Annotated in this window: 15 protein-coding genes; 4 read left to right on the top strand and 11 right to left on the bottom strand. The window is 71.6% G+C overall.

Annotated elements, in window-relative coordinates; all coding sequences use genetic code 11:
* Positions 1 to 100: 100 nt before the first annotated feature.
* Both ACFUJY_RS32605 and ACFUJY_RS32600 read left to right on the top strand, forming a co-directional pair.
* The gene (locus ACFUJY_RS32605; RefSeq protein WP_383306342.1) at positions 101 to 1,252 is read left to right on the top strand and encodes a pyridoxal phosphate-dependent aminotransferase; all 1,152 of its coding nucleotides are present in this window, start codon (positions 101 to 103) and stop codon (positions 1,250 to 1,252) included.
* 4 nt (positions 1,253 to 1,256) lie between these two features.
* Positions 1,257 to 2,039: an SDR family NAD(P)-dependent oxidoreductase gene (locus ACFUJY_RS32600; RefSeq protein ID WP_383306340.1), complete on the top strand. Its 783-nt coding sequence runs from the start codon at positions 1,257 to 1,259 to the stop codon at positions 2,037 to 2,039.
* Here the strand turns inward: ACFUJY_RS32600 and ACFUJY_RS32595 are convergent.
* Genes ACFUJY_RS32595 through ACFUJY_RS32575 form a run of 5 tightly spaced genes read right to left on the bottom strand, consistent with a single transcriptional unit; the run spans position 2,024 to position 6,034 of the window.
* A complete protein-coding gene (locus ACFUJY_RS32595; RefSeq protein WP_383306338.1) occupies positions 2,024 to 2,320 on the bottom strand; it encodes an acyl carrier protein in 297 nt (98 codons plus the stop codon). The genes ACFUJY_RS32600 and ACFUJY_RS32595 overlap by 16 nt on opposite strands.
* A gap of 31 nt (positions 2,321 to 2,351) precedes the next feature.
* Positions 2,352 to 3,380, bottom strand: a complete 1,029-nt coding sequence (locus tag ACFUJY_RS32590; RefSeq protein WP_383306336.1) for a beta-ketoacyl-ACP synthase III — start codon at positions 3,378 to 3,380, stop codon at positions 2,352 to 2,354.
* On the bottom strand, positions 3,377 to 4,423 hold the full coding sequence (gene dmpG, locus ACFUJY_RS32585; protein WP_383306334.1) for a 4-hydroxy-2-oxovalerate aldolase: 1,047 nt from the start codon (positions 4,421 to 4,423) through the stop codon (positions 3,377 to 3,379). The genes ACFUJY_RS32590 and dmpG overlap by 4 nt, the downstream gene beginning before the upstream one ends.
* The gene (locus tag ACFUJY_RS32580; protein WP_383306332.1) at positions 4,420 to 5,334 is read right to left on the bottom strand and encodes an acetylating acetaldehyde dehydrogenase; all 915 of its coding nucleotides are present in this window, start codon (positions 5,332 to 5,334) and stop codon (positions 4,420 to 4,422) included. Before ACFUJY_RS32580 ends, dmpG begins: the two co-directional genes overlap by 4 nt.
* 28 nt (positions 5,335 to 5,362) lie before the next feature.
* Positions 5,363 to 6,034 carry an O-methyltransferase gene (locus ACFUJY_RS32575; RefSeq protein ID WP_383306330.1) on the bottom strand — a complete coding sequence of 224 codons (672 nt, stop codon included), beginning with the start codon at positions 6,032 to 6,034 and terminating at the stop codon, positions 5,363 to 5,365.
* A 243-nt stretch (positions 6,035 to 6,277) separates the two neighbouring features.
* Between ACFUJY_RS32575 and ACFUJY_RS32570 the strand changes: the two genes are divergently transcribed.
* Positions 6,278 to 8,053: an amino acid adenylation domain-containing protein gene (locus ACFUJY_RS32570; RefSeq protein WP_383306328.1), complete on the top strand. Its 1,776-nt coding sequence runs from the start codon at positions 6,278 to 6,280 to the stop codon at positions 8,051 to 8,053.
* Positions 8,053 to 9,558: a 4-hydroxyphenylacetate 3-hydroxylase family protein gene (locus ACFUJY_RS32565; RefSeq protein ID WP_383306326.1), complete on the top strand. Its 1,506-nt coding sequence runs from the start codon at positions 8,053 to 8,055 to the stop codon at positions 9,556 to 9,558. The genes ACFUJY_RS32570 and ACFUJY_RS32565 overlap by 1 nt, the downstream gene beginning before the upstream one ends.
* Positions 9,559 to 9,637: 79 nt before the next feature.
* Here ACFUJY_RS32565 and ACFUJY_RS32560 read toward each other — a convergent pair whose 3' ends face one another.
* The 6 genes from ACFUJY_RS32560 to ACFUJY_RS32535 all read right to left on the bottom strand — a co-directional run bounded on the left by ACFUJY_RS32560 (position 9,638) and on the right by ACFUJY_RS32535 (position 15,419).
* On the bottom strand, positions 9,638 to 10,912 hold the full coding sequence (locus tag ACFUJY_RS32560) for a cation:proton antiporter (RefSeq protein ID WP_383306324.1): 1,275 nt from the start codon (positions 10,910 to 10,912) through the stop codon (positions 9,638 to 9,640).
* A gap of 101 nt (positions 10,913 to 11,013) precedes the next feature.
* Positions 11,014 to 12,384 (bottom strand): cytochrome P450, encoded by a 1,371-nt coding sequence (locus ACFUJY_RS32555; protein ID WP_383306322.1) that lies wholly within the window; start codon positions 12,382 to 12,384, stop codon positions 11,014 to 11,016.
* Positions 12,385 to 12,388: 4 nt separating this feature from the next.
* A complete protein-coding gene (locus tag ACFUJY_RS32550) occupies positions 12,389 to 13,363 on the bottom strand; it encodes a DUF1702 family protein (protein ID WP_383306320.1) in 975 nt (324 codons plus the stop codon).
* Between the two features lie 2 nt (positions 13,364 to 13,365).
* Positions 13,366 to 14,364 carry a DUF1702 family protein gene (locus ACFUJY_RS32545; protein WP_383306318.1) on the bottom strand — a complete coding sequence of 333 codons (999 nt, stop codon included), beginning with the start codon at positions 14,362 to 14,364 and terminating at the stop codon, positions 13,366 to 13,368.
* A 39-nt stretch (positions 14,365 to 14,403) separates the two neighbouring features.
* Complete coding sequence (locus ACFUJY_RS32540) at positions 14,404 to 14,949, bottom strand: flavin reductase family protein (RefSeq protein ID WP_383306316.1); 546 nt, start codon at positions 14,947 to 14,949, stop codon at positions 14,404 to 14,406.
* Positions 14,946 to 15,419 carry an acyl-CoA thioesterase gene (locus ACFUJY_RS32535; RefSeq protein WP_383306314.1) on the bottom strand — a complete coding sequence of 158 codons (474 nt, stop codon included), beginning with the start codon at positions 15,417 to 15,419 and terminating at the stop codon, positions 14,946 to 14,948. Before ACFUJY_RS32535 ends, ACFUJY_RS32540 begins: the two co-directional genes overlap by 4 nt.
* Position 15,420 lies beyond the last annotated feature (1 nt).

Here is a 15,420-nt window from a genome sequence, read left to right as displayed (position 1 = left end):
CGGCGGTGGGGGTGGAGATATCGATCAACGAGATCTTCGACGCGCCCACCGTCGCGGAACTCGACCGGCTCCTGGACACCCTCACCACCGAGGTCCGACGATGATCGGCGCCGCCGCGCGGATGCGGAATCTGCAGGAGTCGTCCATCGCCGCGATGACGGTTCGCTGTCAGGAGCTCGGCGCGATCAACATCGCGCAGGGGCTGTGCCAGGTCCCGCCGCCGCCCTCGCTGCTGGCGGAGGGCGCGCGGGATTTCCGGGACTTCGATCACTCCTACAGCGCCCCCGGGGGCATCGCCGCCTTCCGCGAGGCCGTCGCCGACAAGGTGAAGAAGTACAGCGGGCTCGACGTCGACCCGGCGACCCAGGTGGTCGCCACGGTCGGCGCGACGGGTGCGCTCATGGCGACGCTCACCGCGCTGCTCGACCCGGGCGACGGCGTACTCCTGTTCGAGCCCTTCTATGGCAACTATCCGACCGCGCTCAGTGTGCTGGGCCTGCGGCCGGAGCCGGTCCGGCTCTTCGGCCCGGGCTTCGAGGTCACCGAGGACGCCCTCCGGTCGGCCGTCACCCGTCACACCCGGGCGATGATCGTCTGTACGCCGAACAATCCGAGCGGGCGACGGCTCACCGAGGCCGAGCTCATGGCGGTCTCGGCCGTTGCGGAGGAGCACGACCTGCTCGTCGTCACCGACGAGGTCTACGAGGACATCTACTTCGGCCCGGCCCCGCACGTCGCCCCGGCGACGGTCGGCGATCTCGGCCGGCGGACGGTGACGGTGTCGTCGCTGGGGAAGTCCTTCAGCGTTCCCGGCTGGCGGCTGGGGTACGCCTGCGGGCCGGAACGGCTGATGAACGCGGTCAGGGTCGCGGCCGAGTCGCTCGTGGTCTGCCCGCCGGTCCCGCTCCAGGAGCTCGGCGCCCGGGCGCTCAGGCTGAACGACGACTACTTCCGGGGCCTGCGCGCGATGTACGACCGGAAGCGCCGGATGCTCACGGAGGGCTTCGCCGCCGCCGGGCTGTCGCCCAATGAGCCGGACGGCTCCTACTACCTCTTCGTCGACTGCTCGGCGCTGGGTGTGACGACCGGCGCGGAGGCGACCGACGTCCTGCTCCGGCGGTGTCTCGTGGGCACGGTGCCGGGCGAATCGTTCTACCTGAACCCGCCGGACCGTCCGTACGTGCGCGCGTGCTTCTCCCTTCCCGACGAGGTAATAGCCGATGCCGCCGCAAGGCTGGCGAGAGGGGTCTGAACCCATGGGCGCACAGACGAGTGAGCCGAACCGAGGACGCGCCGTCCTCGTGACCGGGGCGGCCCGGGGCATCGGATGGGCGATCGCACAGCGGTTCGCGAGGGCCGGGGACCGGGTGGCGATCCTGGACCGGGTGGCGGGCGAGGACCCCGACAAGCTGGTGGCCGGACTCGACGGCAGCGGGCACGTCGTCGTCGAGGCCGACCTGACCGACGGCGAGGCCGTACTCGCGGCCGTGGACTCGGCCGCCGCCCGGCTGGGCGGCGGGCTGGACATCCTGGTGAACAACGCCGGCATCTTCACCGCCCACCCGGTCACCGAGGTCGACTACGCGACCTGGCAGGAACAGTGGCGCGCGACCCTGGGGGTCAACCTGGTCGGCGCCGCCAACGTGACCTGGTGCGCGATCAGGCACATGAAGGAGCAGCCCCGCGGCGGGCGCATCATCAACATCTCGTCGCGCGGTGCGTTCCGCGGCGAGCCGGACGTGCCCGCGTACGGGGCCAGCAAGGCCGGTCTGAATTCGCTGACGCAGTCGCTCGCTCTCGCCCTCGCGCCGTACCGGATCGCGGTCTCCGCGGTGGCGCCCGGGTTCGTGGCCACCGATATGACCACGGAGTGGCTCAAGCCGCCGGGGGGCGACGAGATCAGGGCGCAGAGCCCGTTCGGCCGGGTCGCGGAGCCGGACGAGATCGCCGCTGGCGTGTTCTACCTGGCCTCCGCCCAGGCCGAGTGGGCCAGTGGCACCATCCTCGACCTGAACGGCGCCTCCTACCTGCGGACCTGAGCCTGTGGCGGGGCGGCGGCGACCGCCCCGCCGCAGCAGGCGTGCGCGGCGGGCGGCGGCGGTGTCCGCTGCTCCATGAGTGCGGCGATGTCGGCCACCGTGTCGAGTTCGATCAGCTCGTCGTCGGAGATCTCGATGCCGTGGTGCTGACTGAGCACCAGGGACAGCTCGACGACGGTGAGCGAGTCCACGCCCGCCTCTTCGAGGGTCGCGTCCGGGCTCACCCGGTCGGATTTCAGCAGCAGGACATCGACCATGATGGCCTTCAGTCGCTCGTACATCGCATCCTCCGGTGTCCGGTTACCCGATGCCCTACGCATCGTGGAGTTCGAGGTGTGGCCAGGTCAGCGTGGTGGCGCCCCAGGTGAGGCCGCCGCCGAATGCGGCGAGCAGCAGCCGGTGGCCCGGTTCGACGCTCCCGTCCGCCGCCGCCTGGGCGAGCAGGACCGGGATCGAGGCTGCGGCGGTGTTGCCGACCTCGCCGATGTTCTGCGCCAGCCGGTCCCGGCGCAGCCCGAGCCGTTCGGCCAGCGCGGCGCTGACCCGCGCATTCGCCTGGTGGGTGACCACGCGGTCGACGTCGCCCAGCTTCCAGCCGGCCCGGTCCAGTGCCGTGACGGCGGCGGCGCTCATCCGCTCGACCGACTGCCGGAAGACCTCGCGGCCCCGCATCCGGAAGTACTGCGATCCGTCGTCGGGGGCCGGGCCGGCGAACGGGTGGCGCGCGCCGCCCGCTTCGACCGTGATCAGCCCGCTGCGCTCACCGTCGCTGCCCAGGACCATGGGACCGACCGCACCCGGCTCGTCGGCCCGGCCGCGGCGCAGCACCACCGCGCCGGCCCCGTCACCGAAGATCGGCAGGGTCGTGCGGTCGTCCGGGTCGAGCAGGGTGGAGAACGCCTCGGCGGCGATGACCAGGACGCGGTCGGCCAGGCCTGCCGCGAGAAAGCCCGCCCCCGTCGCGAGGCCGTACAGGAATCCCGTGCACACGGCGGAGACGTCGAATGCGGCGGCCTCGCCGAGGCCGAGACGCGCGGCCACCTCCGGCGCGGTCGCCGGGCAGCGCCGGTCCGGGGTGGTGGTCGCCAGCACGAGGGCATCGACCTGCCCGCCGCCCGCCGACTTCAGGGCGGCCAGACCCGCGCGGACCGCCAGGTCGGAGGTCGCCTCGCCCGGCTCGACCCACCGGCGCCGGGAGATCCCGGTCCGGCCCACGATCCAGTCCTCCGGCGTGTCCAGGCGCCCGGCCAGCTCGGCACTGGTGACGATCCGGTCCGGCAGCCGGTATCCGATGCCGCAGATGACCGCCCGGTCCGCGGCACCGGCCGCGGCACCGGTCACGACGCCTCTTCCCGCCCGGCGGCCCGCAGAGCCAGCGCGACGTCCATGATGAGGTCCTCCTGACCGGCGACCGCCTGTCGCCTGCCCAGTTCGAAGAAGACGTCGCGCGGATCGACCTCTTCGCGCGCGGCGATGTCCAGCACGCGGGTCTTGAAGCCGGAGAACACGCCGGCCAGGCCGCTGACGACGGAGAGGGAGTCGATCGTGGGCGGCGCGGGCATCAGCTCCCGCTCCGCGACGTCCGCCGCGTCCAGGAGTCCGTACAGGTCGATGCCGGTCCGGTAGCCGAGCCGTTCCAGCACCGGCACCAGCACCTCCAGCTGGGTGTTGCCCGCACCGGCCCCGAACCCCCTCGCGCACGCGTCCAGGATGTCCGCTCCCGCGTCGGCGGCCGCGACCGAGTTCGCCACGGCCATGCCCAGGTTGTTGTGGCCGTGGAACATCACCGGTACGTCGACGGCGGCGCGGATGGCCCCGATGCGCTCGGTGACGTCCGGCGGGAGGTAGTGGCCGGCGGAGTCCAGGATGCCCACCCCGGTGGCCCCGTACCCGACCAGCCGCGCGCATTCCTCGGCGAGCTGGTCCGGGGTCGCCATGTGGCTCATCAGGAGGACGCCGTGCGCCTCGACGCCCTGCTCGCGCAGGAAGCCGAGGTGCCGTTCGGCCAGGGACGACTCGGTGCAGTGGGTCCCGATGCGCACCAGATCGGCCTCGTGCGCGAGGGCCCTCTTGATGTCCTCGACGGTGCCCCAGCCCGGAAGCAGGAAGACACCGAGCTTGCTGTTGGTGAGGGCTTCCCTCGTGACGGACAGCATCTCGTCGTCGTCGAGTCTGGCCAGCCCGACCTGGAGCGAGGACGCGCCCAGCCCGTTGCCGTGGCCGACCTCGACCACCGGAACGCGCGCCGCGTCCGCCGCCCGGGCGTACGCGCGCAACTGGTCCGCGCCGAGGCGGTGCCGGACGGCGTGGTGGCCGTCCCGCAGACTCGGGTCGTGGATCTGGATCGGCTTGCCCGGGTTCTCCGGTTCCGTCGCCTCGGTCATGACTTCCCCACGCCTGCCGTCGAGAGCCGTTCCGCCGCGTAGTTCTCCGCGACCAGGATCGCGGCGGAGTTGATGATGTCGAGGTTCCCGGCGTACCGGGGGATGCGGTCCCCGGACGACGTGACCTCGACGGAGACGAACGCCTTGCCGTCGTTCACCGTGCAGGCGTTCACCTGGAAACCTCCCGCGTAGGAGCGGACCTCCTCCGCGGCTCCGGCCACCAGTGCGGACACGGACGAGGTGGTGAGGTCCGGGCCCAGCAGGGACATCGCCACCCGGAAGGCCGCCGGGGGCCGCGCGGGGCTGATGTTGAGCATCACCTTGACGTCCCTGACGCCGGTGAAGCAGCGGATCGCCTCCTGCGTGGTCTCGACGTACTCGTCGAGGTTCATGCGGGTCCCGCGGCCGATGCTGCGGGTGGCGCACGTGGTGACCACCTCGATGTAGTCGATCCGGTGCGCCTGGGTGATCGCGTGCAGGATCGGCACCGACGCCTGCCCGCCGCAGCTCACCATGCTGAGGTCGCGGTGGGCGGCGATGTCCGCCCGGTTGACGGTCGGGATGATCATCCGGCCGTTCCGGCTCGGCGTCAGGTCGATCAGCGTCGTGCCCAGCGGGAGGAGCTTCTCCACGTGCTGGGCGTGGGCTGCCGCGCTGGTGGCGTCGAAGACCACGTCGAAGGGGTGCTCGGCCTCCACCAGGGCCTCCACGCCCCGGGCCGATACCGGCACGCCCAGCGCCGCCGTACGCCGCAGCCCCGGCGCGGCTTCGTCGCGGCCCGCGACCAGCCCCAGGTCGAGACGGTCGGAACGGAGGATCTTGGCCATCAGGTCGATGCCGATCAGGCCGGTGCCGAGCACCGCCGCGGACAATCGGCCGGCCGCGGCGCGGGAGCCGCCGTTGTGGGTCATTCGTCGCTCCTGACGCGAAGGGGGCGTCTCAGTCGCGGGCACGCTTGTACGCCAGCGTGACGCCGTCGAAGACGGGAAGCATGCTCAACTCGACTCGCTCGTCCTGGAGGAGTCCGGAGTTCAGCGCGCGCATGGAATCGGTCTCGGAGTCGCTGAAATCCGGGCGGGCGACGCTGCCGGCCAGCAGGACGTTGTCGATCACCATCAGACCGCCGGGCCGCAGCAGTTCCAGGCAGCGCTCGAAGTAGAGCGGGTAGCCCTCCTTGTCGGCGTCGATGAAGACGAAGTCCACGGTTCCCGCCGCACCCTCGGCCAGCAGCATGTCCAGGGTCTGGACCGCCGGACGCAGTTCGAGCCGGATGCGGTCGGCCACGCCGGCGCGCTCCCAGAACGGGCGCCCGATGTCGGCCCACTCCTCGTTGAAGTCGAGTGCGACGAGGCGGCCGTCCGACGGGAGCGCGCGGGCCATGCACAACGTGCTGTATCCGGTGAACACCCCGACCTCGACCACGGTCCTGGCGGATATCAGCCCGACGAGGAAGGCCAGCAGCTGCCCCTGCTCCGGCGAGGCCGACATGTTGTGTTCGAAAACCTGTGAGGTGGTCGCCTCGCGCAACTCGCGGGCGATGTCATCCTCGCGGAGCGACACGTCCTGCACATATCGCTGGATCTCGTCGTCGAGCACCAAATGAACGAGCACCGGTTCCTCCTCGTGGCACCGATGGGGGACGACCGGCATTCATGGTGCCAGGAAAGGGCCTCGCCAACGTCTCCGAAGTTGCGCTTCGGATCAAGCGGAAACGGTGCACAGCAAGGGCGGAGGCGATTCGCTCCGACGCCTTGGGCATGGTGGTGAAGAAATACGGAAGACCGGACCCATGAGTACGGCGCATGTTCCTTCATGACGGCAGCGGAATACCCAGAGCTATGCGGAGAGTGGCACATGACAGCCTTTTCAATTCCCGCCCGGTTCGCCGAGCAGGTCGCCAGGACACCGCATGCGACCGCCGTGTCCGAGGCCGCGACGGGGACCGCTCTGAGTTATCAGGAGCTGGATCAGCGGGCCAACCGACTCGCGCGTCGTCTGATCGCTCTCGGAGTCGGGCGCGAGGACCCCGTCGGCGTCCTGATGACGCGCTCTTCCGACCTGGTGGTCGCGCTGCTGGCGATCCTCAAGGCCGGCGGGGTCTACGTACCGGTCCACGAGGACGACCCCGCCGACCGGCGGCAGTGGATCGTCGACCGTGCCCGCCCCGTACTCCTGCTCGTGGACGAGGCGATGCACCGGGCGGGCGTGCCCGACCGGGTGCCGGTCCTCGCGGTGCGCGACCCGGAGACCGCCGGGGAGTCCGCCGAGGACCCCCAGGTGCCCGTGCGTCCCGAGCAGTTGGCCTACGTGATCCACACCTCGGGTTCCACCGGCCGGCCCAAGGGCGTCGCGGTGACCCAGCGGGATGTCGTACGGCTCCTGGTCGATCCGCAGTGGAGCCCCGAACGGCACGCGCGCGTCCTGCAGTTGGCGCCGTACGCCTTCGACGTGTCGGCGTACGAGATCTGGATGCCGCTGCTGCACGGCGGCCAGGTGGTCGTCCCGCCCCCCGGCCGGCTGGAGCCCTCGGTCCTGCGTGAGCTGATCGAGAAGTACGAGATCACCGGGCTCCACATGACCGCCGGCCTGTTCCGGGTGTTCGCCGAAGAGGCCCCGGCGACGTTGGCCGGGGTGCGCGAAGTGCTCACCGGCGGCGACGTGATCTCGCCGGTGGCCGTCCGCCGGGTCCTGGACGCCTGCCCCGGTCTCGTCGTCCGCGCGATGTACGGCGCGACGGAGGGCAGTGTGTTCTCGGCGCACCATGCGATCACCCGCGACACGGAGCTCGGCAGCACCGTCCCGGTCGGCGACGCCTTCACCGGAATCGGCCTCCGCATCCTGGACGAGGAGCTCATACCCGCGCCGACCGGTGCCGTCGGCGAGATGTACCTCGCGGGCGAGGGCGTCGCCCGCGGCTACCAGGGCCAGCCGGGCCTGACCGCCGAGCGCTTCGTGGCCGATCCGTACGGCCCGCCGGGAGCACGCATGTACCGGACCGGTGACATGGCCCGCCGGACCGGCGACGGCACGATCGAGTTCGCCGGCCGGGAGGACAGCCAGGTGAAGATCCTGGGCTTCCTGGTCGACCTGGCCGAGGTGGAAGCGGCGCTGGCCGCGTTCCCGGGGCTGACGCAGGTCGTGGTCCTGGCCCGGGAGAGCGCGGACGGGAGCAAGCAGCTGGTCTGCTACGTCGTCGACGGGACGGGCACGCTCGACCTCGCGGCGGTACGGGCGCACGCCCGGACGAAACTGCCCGGCTACATGACGCCGCAGGCATTCGTCCGGCTCGACGCGCTGCCGCTGACCGCCAACGGCAAGCTGGACCGCGAGGCCATGCCGGAACCGGACTTCGACCAGGTCGTCGCCTCGCGGACGCCGCAGACACCGCTCCAGCAGGAGTTGTGCGCCATGTTCAGCGCCCTGCTGGAGGTGTCCGAGGTGGGGATCGACGACGACTTCTTCGAGCTCGGGGGCCAGTCGCTGCAGGCGATCCGGCTGTGCAACCGGATCGGCGCCGCGGTCGGCGTCGGGGTCTCGGTGAACAAGCTGTTCGACCACCCGACCGTGGCCGAACTGGCGGCGTACATCGACGGCAAGCGGGCCGCGCAAACGGCTCCGGCGGCCTCCTGATGACGGGTGCGACCCGGCCGCTGACCGGTGCCGAATACCTGGAGAGCATCCGTGACGACCGCGAGGTCTACATCTACGGGGAACGGGTGGCCGACGTCACCAGGCATCCGGCGTTCCGCAATCCGGCCCGGATGATCGCCCGGCTGTACGACGCGCTGCACGACCCGGAGCACCGCGACGTGCTCACCACCGCCACCGACGCCGGTGGCGCCGGCGGCTACACGCACCGGTTCTTCACCACTCCGCACAGCGCGGCCGATCTGGTCGCCGACCAGCAGGCCATCGCGGCGTGGTCCCGGCTGACCTACGGCTGGATGGGGCGCAGCCCGGACTACAAGGCGTCGTTGCTGGGCACGCTCGGCGCGAACGCGGACTTCTACAACCCCTTCGCCGACAACGCGCGGCGCTGGTACCGGGAGTCGCAGGAGAAGGTCCTGTACTGGAACCACGCCATCGTGAACCCGCCGGTGGACCGGCACCGGGCGCCGGACCAGGTCGGCGACGTCTTCGTCCACGTCGAACGCGAGACCGACAGCGGTGTGGTCGTGAGCGGGGCGAAGGTCGTCGCGACGAACTCCGCGCTCACGCACTACAACTTCGTCGCCCACACCGGGCTGCCGGTCAAGGACCGGAAGTTCGCGATCTCGGCCACGGTGCCGATGGACGCGTCCGGGCTGAAGCTGATCTGCCGCCAGTCGTACTCCGCGGCGGCGGAGGCGACCGGCAGCCCCTTCGACTACCCGCTGTCCTCCCGGCTGGACGAGAACGACTCCATCCTGGTCCTGGACAAGGTGCTGATCCCGTGGGAGAACGTGTTCATCTACGGGGACGTCAACAAGGTCGGCATGTTCAGCGGGCACTCCGGGTTCGTCGAGCGGGCCATGTTCCACGGCAGCACACGGCTGGCGGTGAAGCTGGAGTTCCTGGCCGGCCTGCTGGCCAAGGCCCTGGACATCACCGGCGCCGCCGACTTCCACGGCGTACAGACGCGGCTCGGCGAGGTGCTCGCCTGGCGGAACCTCTTCTGGGGGCTGTCCGACGCGGCGGCGCGCAACCCGGTGGAGTGGCGGGACGGCGCGGTGCTGCCGAATCCCGACTACGTCATGGCGTACCGGTGGTTCTCCCAGGTCGGCTACAACAGGGTCCGGGAGATCGTGCTGCAGGACGTCGCGAGCGGACTGATCTACCTGCCCTCCGGCGCGCAGGACTTCCGCAACGAGGAGATCCGGCCGTATCTGGACACCTACCTGCGCGGCTCGCACGGCGTCGACTCCGTCGAGCGGGTCAAGGTGATGAAGCTGCTCTGGGACGCGATCGGCACCGAGTTCGGCGGCCGGCACGACCTCTACGAGCGCAACTACTCCGGCAACCACGAGAACACCCGCATCGAGCTGCTGCGCGGCCAGATCGGTGACGGGAAGCTGGACGGGTACCGGGCGTTCGTCGACCGCTGCCTCGCCGAGTACGACCTCGACGGCTGGCTGGCGCCCGACCTCGCGGACTAGGGCCACGCAGTCCCGAAGGCCCCGCCCGCCAGGTGTCATCCGGCGGGCGGGGCCTTCGGCTCCCCGCTGACGCGCATCGTCACCGCGCCGCTTCCGGGTCCGCGGGCGGCACCGTTTCACGGGGCGGGGCCGGGGCGGTGAGGTCGGGGGCGTTGCGGATGAGCCGGTCGAGCAGGGGCCCGGTGGCGGCGGTCGACACGACGGCCATGAGGACCATCATCGTGAACAGGTTCTCCGAGATCACGCCGAGTTGCAGGCCCATGCCGAGGACGACGATCTCGGTGATCCCGCGGCAGTTCATCAGGGCGCCCATGGCCGCCGACCACCGCCAGTCGCAGCCGGCCAGCCGGGCCGCTCCGGCGGCGCCGAGCCACTTGCCCGTCACGGCGACGGCCAGAATGAGCGCCACCCAGCCCCACTCGCTGCCGGGAAGACCGGCGATGTCCGTGTGCAGGCCGATGTCCACGAAGAACAGGGGCAGCAGCACCGGCACGACCACGGCCTGGAGACGGGCCGCGCCGCGTTCGACGGCCGGCAGCCCGCGCGGCAGGGTCGCGCCGAACAGGAACGCGCCGAACGCGGGGTGGACCCCGATCCGGTCGGTGGCCCACGCGGCCAGGAGCAGGCCGGCGACCAGCAGCACCGTCACCCGTTCGTCGGAGGCGCGGGCGGCCCGCTCCAGAGCCCGCCGCACGGCACGGCGCCCGGCCATGAGTGCGGCGGTGAGCAGGGCGGTCAGGGCGAGGGCGACGAGGGCGTCGGCGGGGGAACCGGCGGTGGCCAGCGAGGTGACGGCGATGAGCAGGCACCAGGCGAACGCGTCGTCGGCGGCGGAGCACGCGAGCGCGAAGGTGCCCAGACGGGTGGAGGCCAGGCCCTTGTCGGTGAGAATCCGCGCGAGCACGGGGAAGGCCGTGATGGACATCGCGGTGGCGATGAACAGGACGAAGGGGAGGCGCCGCACCCCGTCCGGGGCGAGCAACGGATACATCGCCAGGGCGAGGCCGGCGCCGAGCACGAGGGGCAGCACCATGCTGCCGGTCGCGACGGAGGCGACGGCCCGACGGCTGGCGCGCAGGGAACGCAGGTCGAGTTCGAGACCGACCAGGAAGAGGAAGACGAGCAGGGCGAGGTTGCCGAGCACGGAGGTGTAGGGCAGGACGGCGGGCGGCAGCAGAAGGTGCTGGACGCCCGGGGCGAGCCAGCCGAGGAGGGACGGGCCGAGAAGGATGCCGACGGACATCTCTCCGATGACGGGCGGCTGCCCGAGGCGGCGGGCGGCCCAGCCGCCGGCCTGGCAGGCCAGCACCACCGCGGGAACGGCGATCAGGACGAGCGAAAGAGGGCTGGACATGGCAAGCATCCTCCGGGGGACAGCGTCATGGCCGTGTCCGGATTCCCGGCGTACGCCCGGGAGCGCGTGCGGGCGTGGGCGCCGGAGCGGACCGCCGGGTGTCAGGCTCGCCGCACGGACATCCGCAGGCCGCCGCGCACGCGCAGCGAAAGCATCGGCTCGGGCACCACGGGTGTGCCCTTCGGCAGCACCAGGCGGAGTTCTCGCATGACCATCGCGATCACGAAGACCGCCTCCATCATGCCGAGGTGGTTGCCCACGCAGAAGCGCGGTCCGGCGCCGAACGGGATGTACGCGTAACGGGGGCGCTGCGCCCGCCGCTTGCGGTCGAAGCGCTCCGGGTCGAAGCGCTCGGGCTGCTCCCAGAAGTCGGGGTGGCGGTGCAGCGTGTAGGGGCAGACCACCACGTCGGCGCCGGCGGGAATGTCGTAGCCGGCGATGGTGTCGGGGCCCTGGGCGATCCGGGAGAGCATCCACACCGGCGGGTAGAGCCGCATGGTCTCCTCCACCACCATCGTGGTGTACGTCAGCCGCTGGAGGTCCTCGTACTCCGGCAGCCGGTCGCCGAGCACGCTCCGGGCCTCGTCGCGCAGCCGCTCGGCCACCTCGGGGTTCTGGTCGATGAGGTGGAAGGCCCAGCTGAGGGTACTGGCCGTGGTCTCGTGCCCGGCCAGCAGCAGGGTGACCAACTCGTCGCGCAGCCTGCGCCGGGCGACCCGCGGGTCCTGTTCGGCCCGGACGGATTCGAGCAGCCGGGAGAGCACGTCGTCGGTGTCTCCGCCGGAGCGCGACGCGCGGTGCTCCGCCAGCTTCTCGGTGACCTTCTGCAACCGGGCCCGGGCGGCGCGGAAGCGGAGCTGCTGGGGCAGCGGCAGGAACTGCGGGACCGCCCCCAGGGTGACGACCTCGAACATCGCCTGGTCCTGTACGGCCTCGAAGTCGTGGCCGATCGAGGTGTGGCCGCTCAGGTCCTCGTCGAGCAGGGTGCGCCCGAGCACCCCCAGGGTCAGCTCGGTCATCTCGGCCGTGACGTCCACCGGCCCGGCCCCCGTTCCGGAGCGCAGCCGGCCGACCATCCGGTCCGCCTCCTCGGCCACGACCGCGGCCTGGGCCGCGATCCGTTTGGCCTGGAAGGCGGGCTGGATCACCCTGCGCTGTTCGCGCCACAGCTCGCCCTCGCTGGTCAGCAGCCCGTCACCGAGCGCCCGGCGGGCCTGGTGCAGGCCGATGCCCTTGTGGTAGTTCGCCGGGTTGTCGGCCAGCACGTACTTGGCGTAGTCGGGATGGTTGAAGAAGTAGAGCGTCTTGGGGCCGATCGGGACCCGTACGGCGTCGCCGTAGCCGTCGGCGGCCGTGCGCATGAGCGCGAGCCGGTCGCGCAGGAGCATGTTCAGCAGCTTGAAGGTGGCCAGCCGGGAGGGGCCGGGCGGGACTCGCCGTGTCCCGGTCGCCCGGGCCTGGGTGACGCTCACCGGCTCAGCCCTCCGCGCCGGCGGTGACCCGCTCGGCGATCCGGCCGCGCCAGAGCTCGTAGGCCGGCGTGTCCTTCCCCTCGCGGGGGCCGGGCCGCGCCTCCCGGCAGACGATCGCGGCCTGCTCGGGCGTGATGCCGCACAGCACCTCGGTGGCCAGCGCGGTGTGCGCGTTCGCCAGCCCGGCCTCGACGCGCGCGGTGGCGGCGAACGCGGAGCCCTGGGCGACCCACCTGCGGTGCTTCCCGGCCCGCTCCAGGAAGAGCTGGAGTTCCGCCTTGCCGACGCCTCCGGCGTACGTGGCGGCCAGTGCGGCACCCGCGTAGAGGTCGGCGTGCCGTTCCTCGGGGAACGCGTCGAGCAGTGCGGTGATCCGCTCGACGTCGGTCCCGCCGACGAACCATATGGCGCGGCCGATCCCTTGGTCGACGACCCGGTTGTCGTACGGGGACCGCTCGGCGCCGGGCCAGCTGAACCCGGGGTCCTGGTACTGCCCGTGGACGTACCGGTCGGTGCGGAAGTACGCCTGGTGGAAGCCGTAGCCGTCGAGCACGAGCCAGCGCAGCAGCGGGTCGGCGATGTACAGCCGCGACCAGCGGAACCGCGGCACCCGGGCCATGGCCCAGCCCACGCCCACATAGGCCATGTACGCGTGCTTGGAGGCCTCGCCGCGCAGGAAGTCCTCCACGTGCCGGTTGCCGCCGATCGGCAGCCCGTCCCGCACCGCCATCCCCATGGCGGCCCCCTCGTACGCGAACCCCCGGAACTCCGCCGGCACGGTTTCGAGCCGGACCTCGGCGTCCGCGGCCGAGGAGGCGGCGGCGGCGTAGGCGTAGCCGGTCAGGAAGGTCTCGCCGACCGTTTCGAGCCGGTCGCGCGCCTCGGGGCTCTTCACGTGGAAGCCGCGGGTGGACAGCTTCGTCTCGTTCATGCTCGGGGTCAGCAGGCGGCTGCGGAGCCGGCCGAACTGATTCGCCATTTCTACTCCTCGTGGGAAGGGGTGACGACCGTGCTCAGCCACTGCGCGCGGATGTTCCGGCGCCACAGCTCGTATTGCGGCTCGGGACCGGTGCCGGTGCGCGCGACCTCGGTGCGGTCGGCCAGGTCCACGGCTTCGTCGATGCCCAGTCCGGTCAGCGCGGCGGCTGCCGCGACCGTGTGCCCGGGTACGAATTCCGCGTAGTGCCGCGCCTTGATCGCGAACACCGCGCCGACCGCGAGGTCCGCGGCGCAGCCGCCGCCGGCGGCGGTCTCCCGCAGCCGGGCGAGCTCGGCGGCCGTGGCGCCGCCCGCGAAGGTCGCGGCGAGACCGACGCCGCTCCACAGGTCGGCCCGGCGGTCCTCGGGGAAACGCTCCACGGCCGCGGCCACCGCGGGCGGGCGTCCGCCGTGGATGAACCACAGCGCCCGCCCGATCCCCTGGTCCACGGCCCGCGGGAAGTACCCGGGGTGCCCGTCCCAGGGGTACGGCGCGGGCCGCCGCTGCTCGTCGACCCACCGCGCCGTGTGGAAGTACGCGAGGTCGAAGCCGTACCCGTCGACGGCCAGCCAGCTCATCGTCGGGTGGAACGGGATGTCACTGAGGTCCGGCAGCACCTTGCGCCACAACGGGCGGGGCAGCCGCGCCATGGCGAACCCGATGCCTATGTAGGCCAGGAAGAAGTGCGGGCGGCCGGACCCGAGGATCAGCTCCCGGGTCCGGTTCCCGCGTATCGCGTCGCGCACGGTGAACGCCATGGCGGCGCCCTCGTACGCGAACCCCCGCATCTCGGGTTCGACCAGCGCCAGCCGCTGTTCGACCTCCGCGGTGTCACGGGACTCGATGCCCCATTCGAAACCGACGACCACCGACTGGGGAATCATCTCCAGCCGCGCCGTGGCCGGAGTCCCCGTGACGGGGAACTTGCGGCCGGCGAAGCTGACCGAGTGCAGCGAAGGGGCGAGCACGAGCCTACGCAGCGAACCGAGCGGTGTGGCCATCTGGCAGCTCTCCCTTGGTTGTCGGTCTCGGTGGTCCGGTCAGGCCGGCAGCTGGTGGAAGCCGCCGCCGAAGTACAGCAGCGGGTCGTCGGTCTCCCGGCGGCCGATGTCGAGCACCGAGCCCAGAAAGATCGAATGGTCGCCGCCGTCGTACACAGCCGCAAGGCTGCATTCCAGCCATGCCTGCGCATCGGCCAGAACGGGGGCTCCGGTGTGCTTCCCGGGTGTGGATTCGACCGTCTCGAACTCACGGGAGCCCCGTGGCCTGCCGCGGTCCGCGAAGTACGTGGCCACGTCCTGCTGATGGCCCGCGAGGACCGAGACCGCGAAGGTCTCCTCGGCGAGGATGGCGTCGTGCAGCGCTGCCGTGCGCTTCACGCACACCAGGATCATCGGCGGTTCGAGCGAAACGGACGTGAAGGAGTTCGCGGTCATGCCCTGGGGGGTGTCCCGGCCCGTGGTGAGCACGGTGACCCCGGTGGCGAAGCGCCCCAGCACACCGCGCAGTTCACCGCGGGCGGGGTCCGGCCGCGGCGGGTCCGTCGCGGGCAGGGGGCGCGCGGACAGCCGGTCGACGATGGTCATGCCCCGGCCCCGCTCGTCGTCCCGATGAGCTGGCCCTGCTGCGGCGTGGCGTAGGGGGCGAGCGCGTTGCGCAGCGCCTCCGGCACCCGCGCCGGGCGGGTTTCGGCGTTGGGGCCGCGCATGCACGCGATCCGTTGCCGCCCCCTTGCCACGAGGTCTTCGGTCCCGTCCTGGCGTACGCGGACGTAGTCGAAACTGAAGGCCACCTGGGTCTGGGTCAGGTCGTCGAGACGCATCCGGATCGACAGCTCGTCGAACGCCGTGATCTCCGCGAAGAACTCGCAGTCGACCTTGAGGGTGAAGAGCTTCAGGTCGTCCTGGATGTCCGCGAGCACCTCGGGCGCGCGGTCGCGCAGGAACATCTCCCGGCACCGGCCCTGCCAGCGCAGGTAGTTGACGTAGTAGACGTTGCCGACCAGGTTGGTGTCCTCGAACCCGACCAGGTGGCGGTACTCGTAGTACGGCGACATC

Source organism: Streptomyces sp. NPDC057249, from assembly GCF_042669245.1.
In the GTDB taxonomy this organism is placed as follows: Bacteria; Actinomycetota; Actinomycetes; order Streptomycetales; family Streptomycetaceae; genus Streptomyces.
Note: the sequence above shows the minus strand (reverse complement) of the source record. Positions and strands in the feature narration are given on the sequence as shown.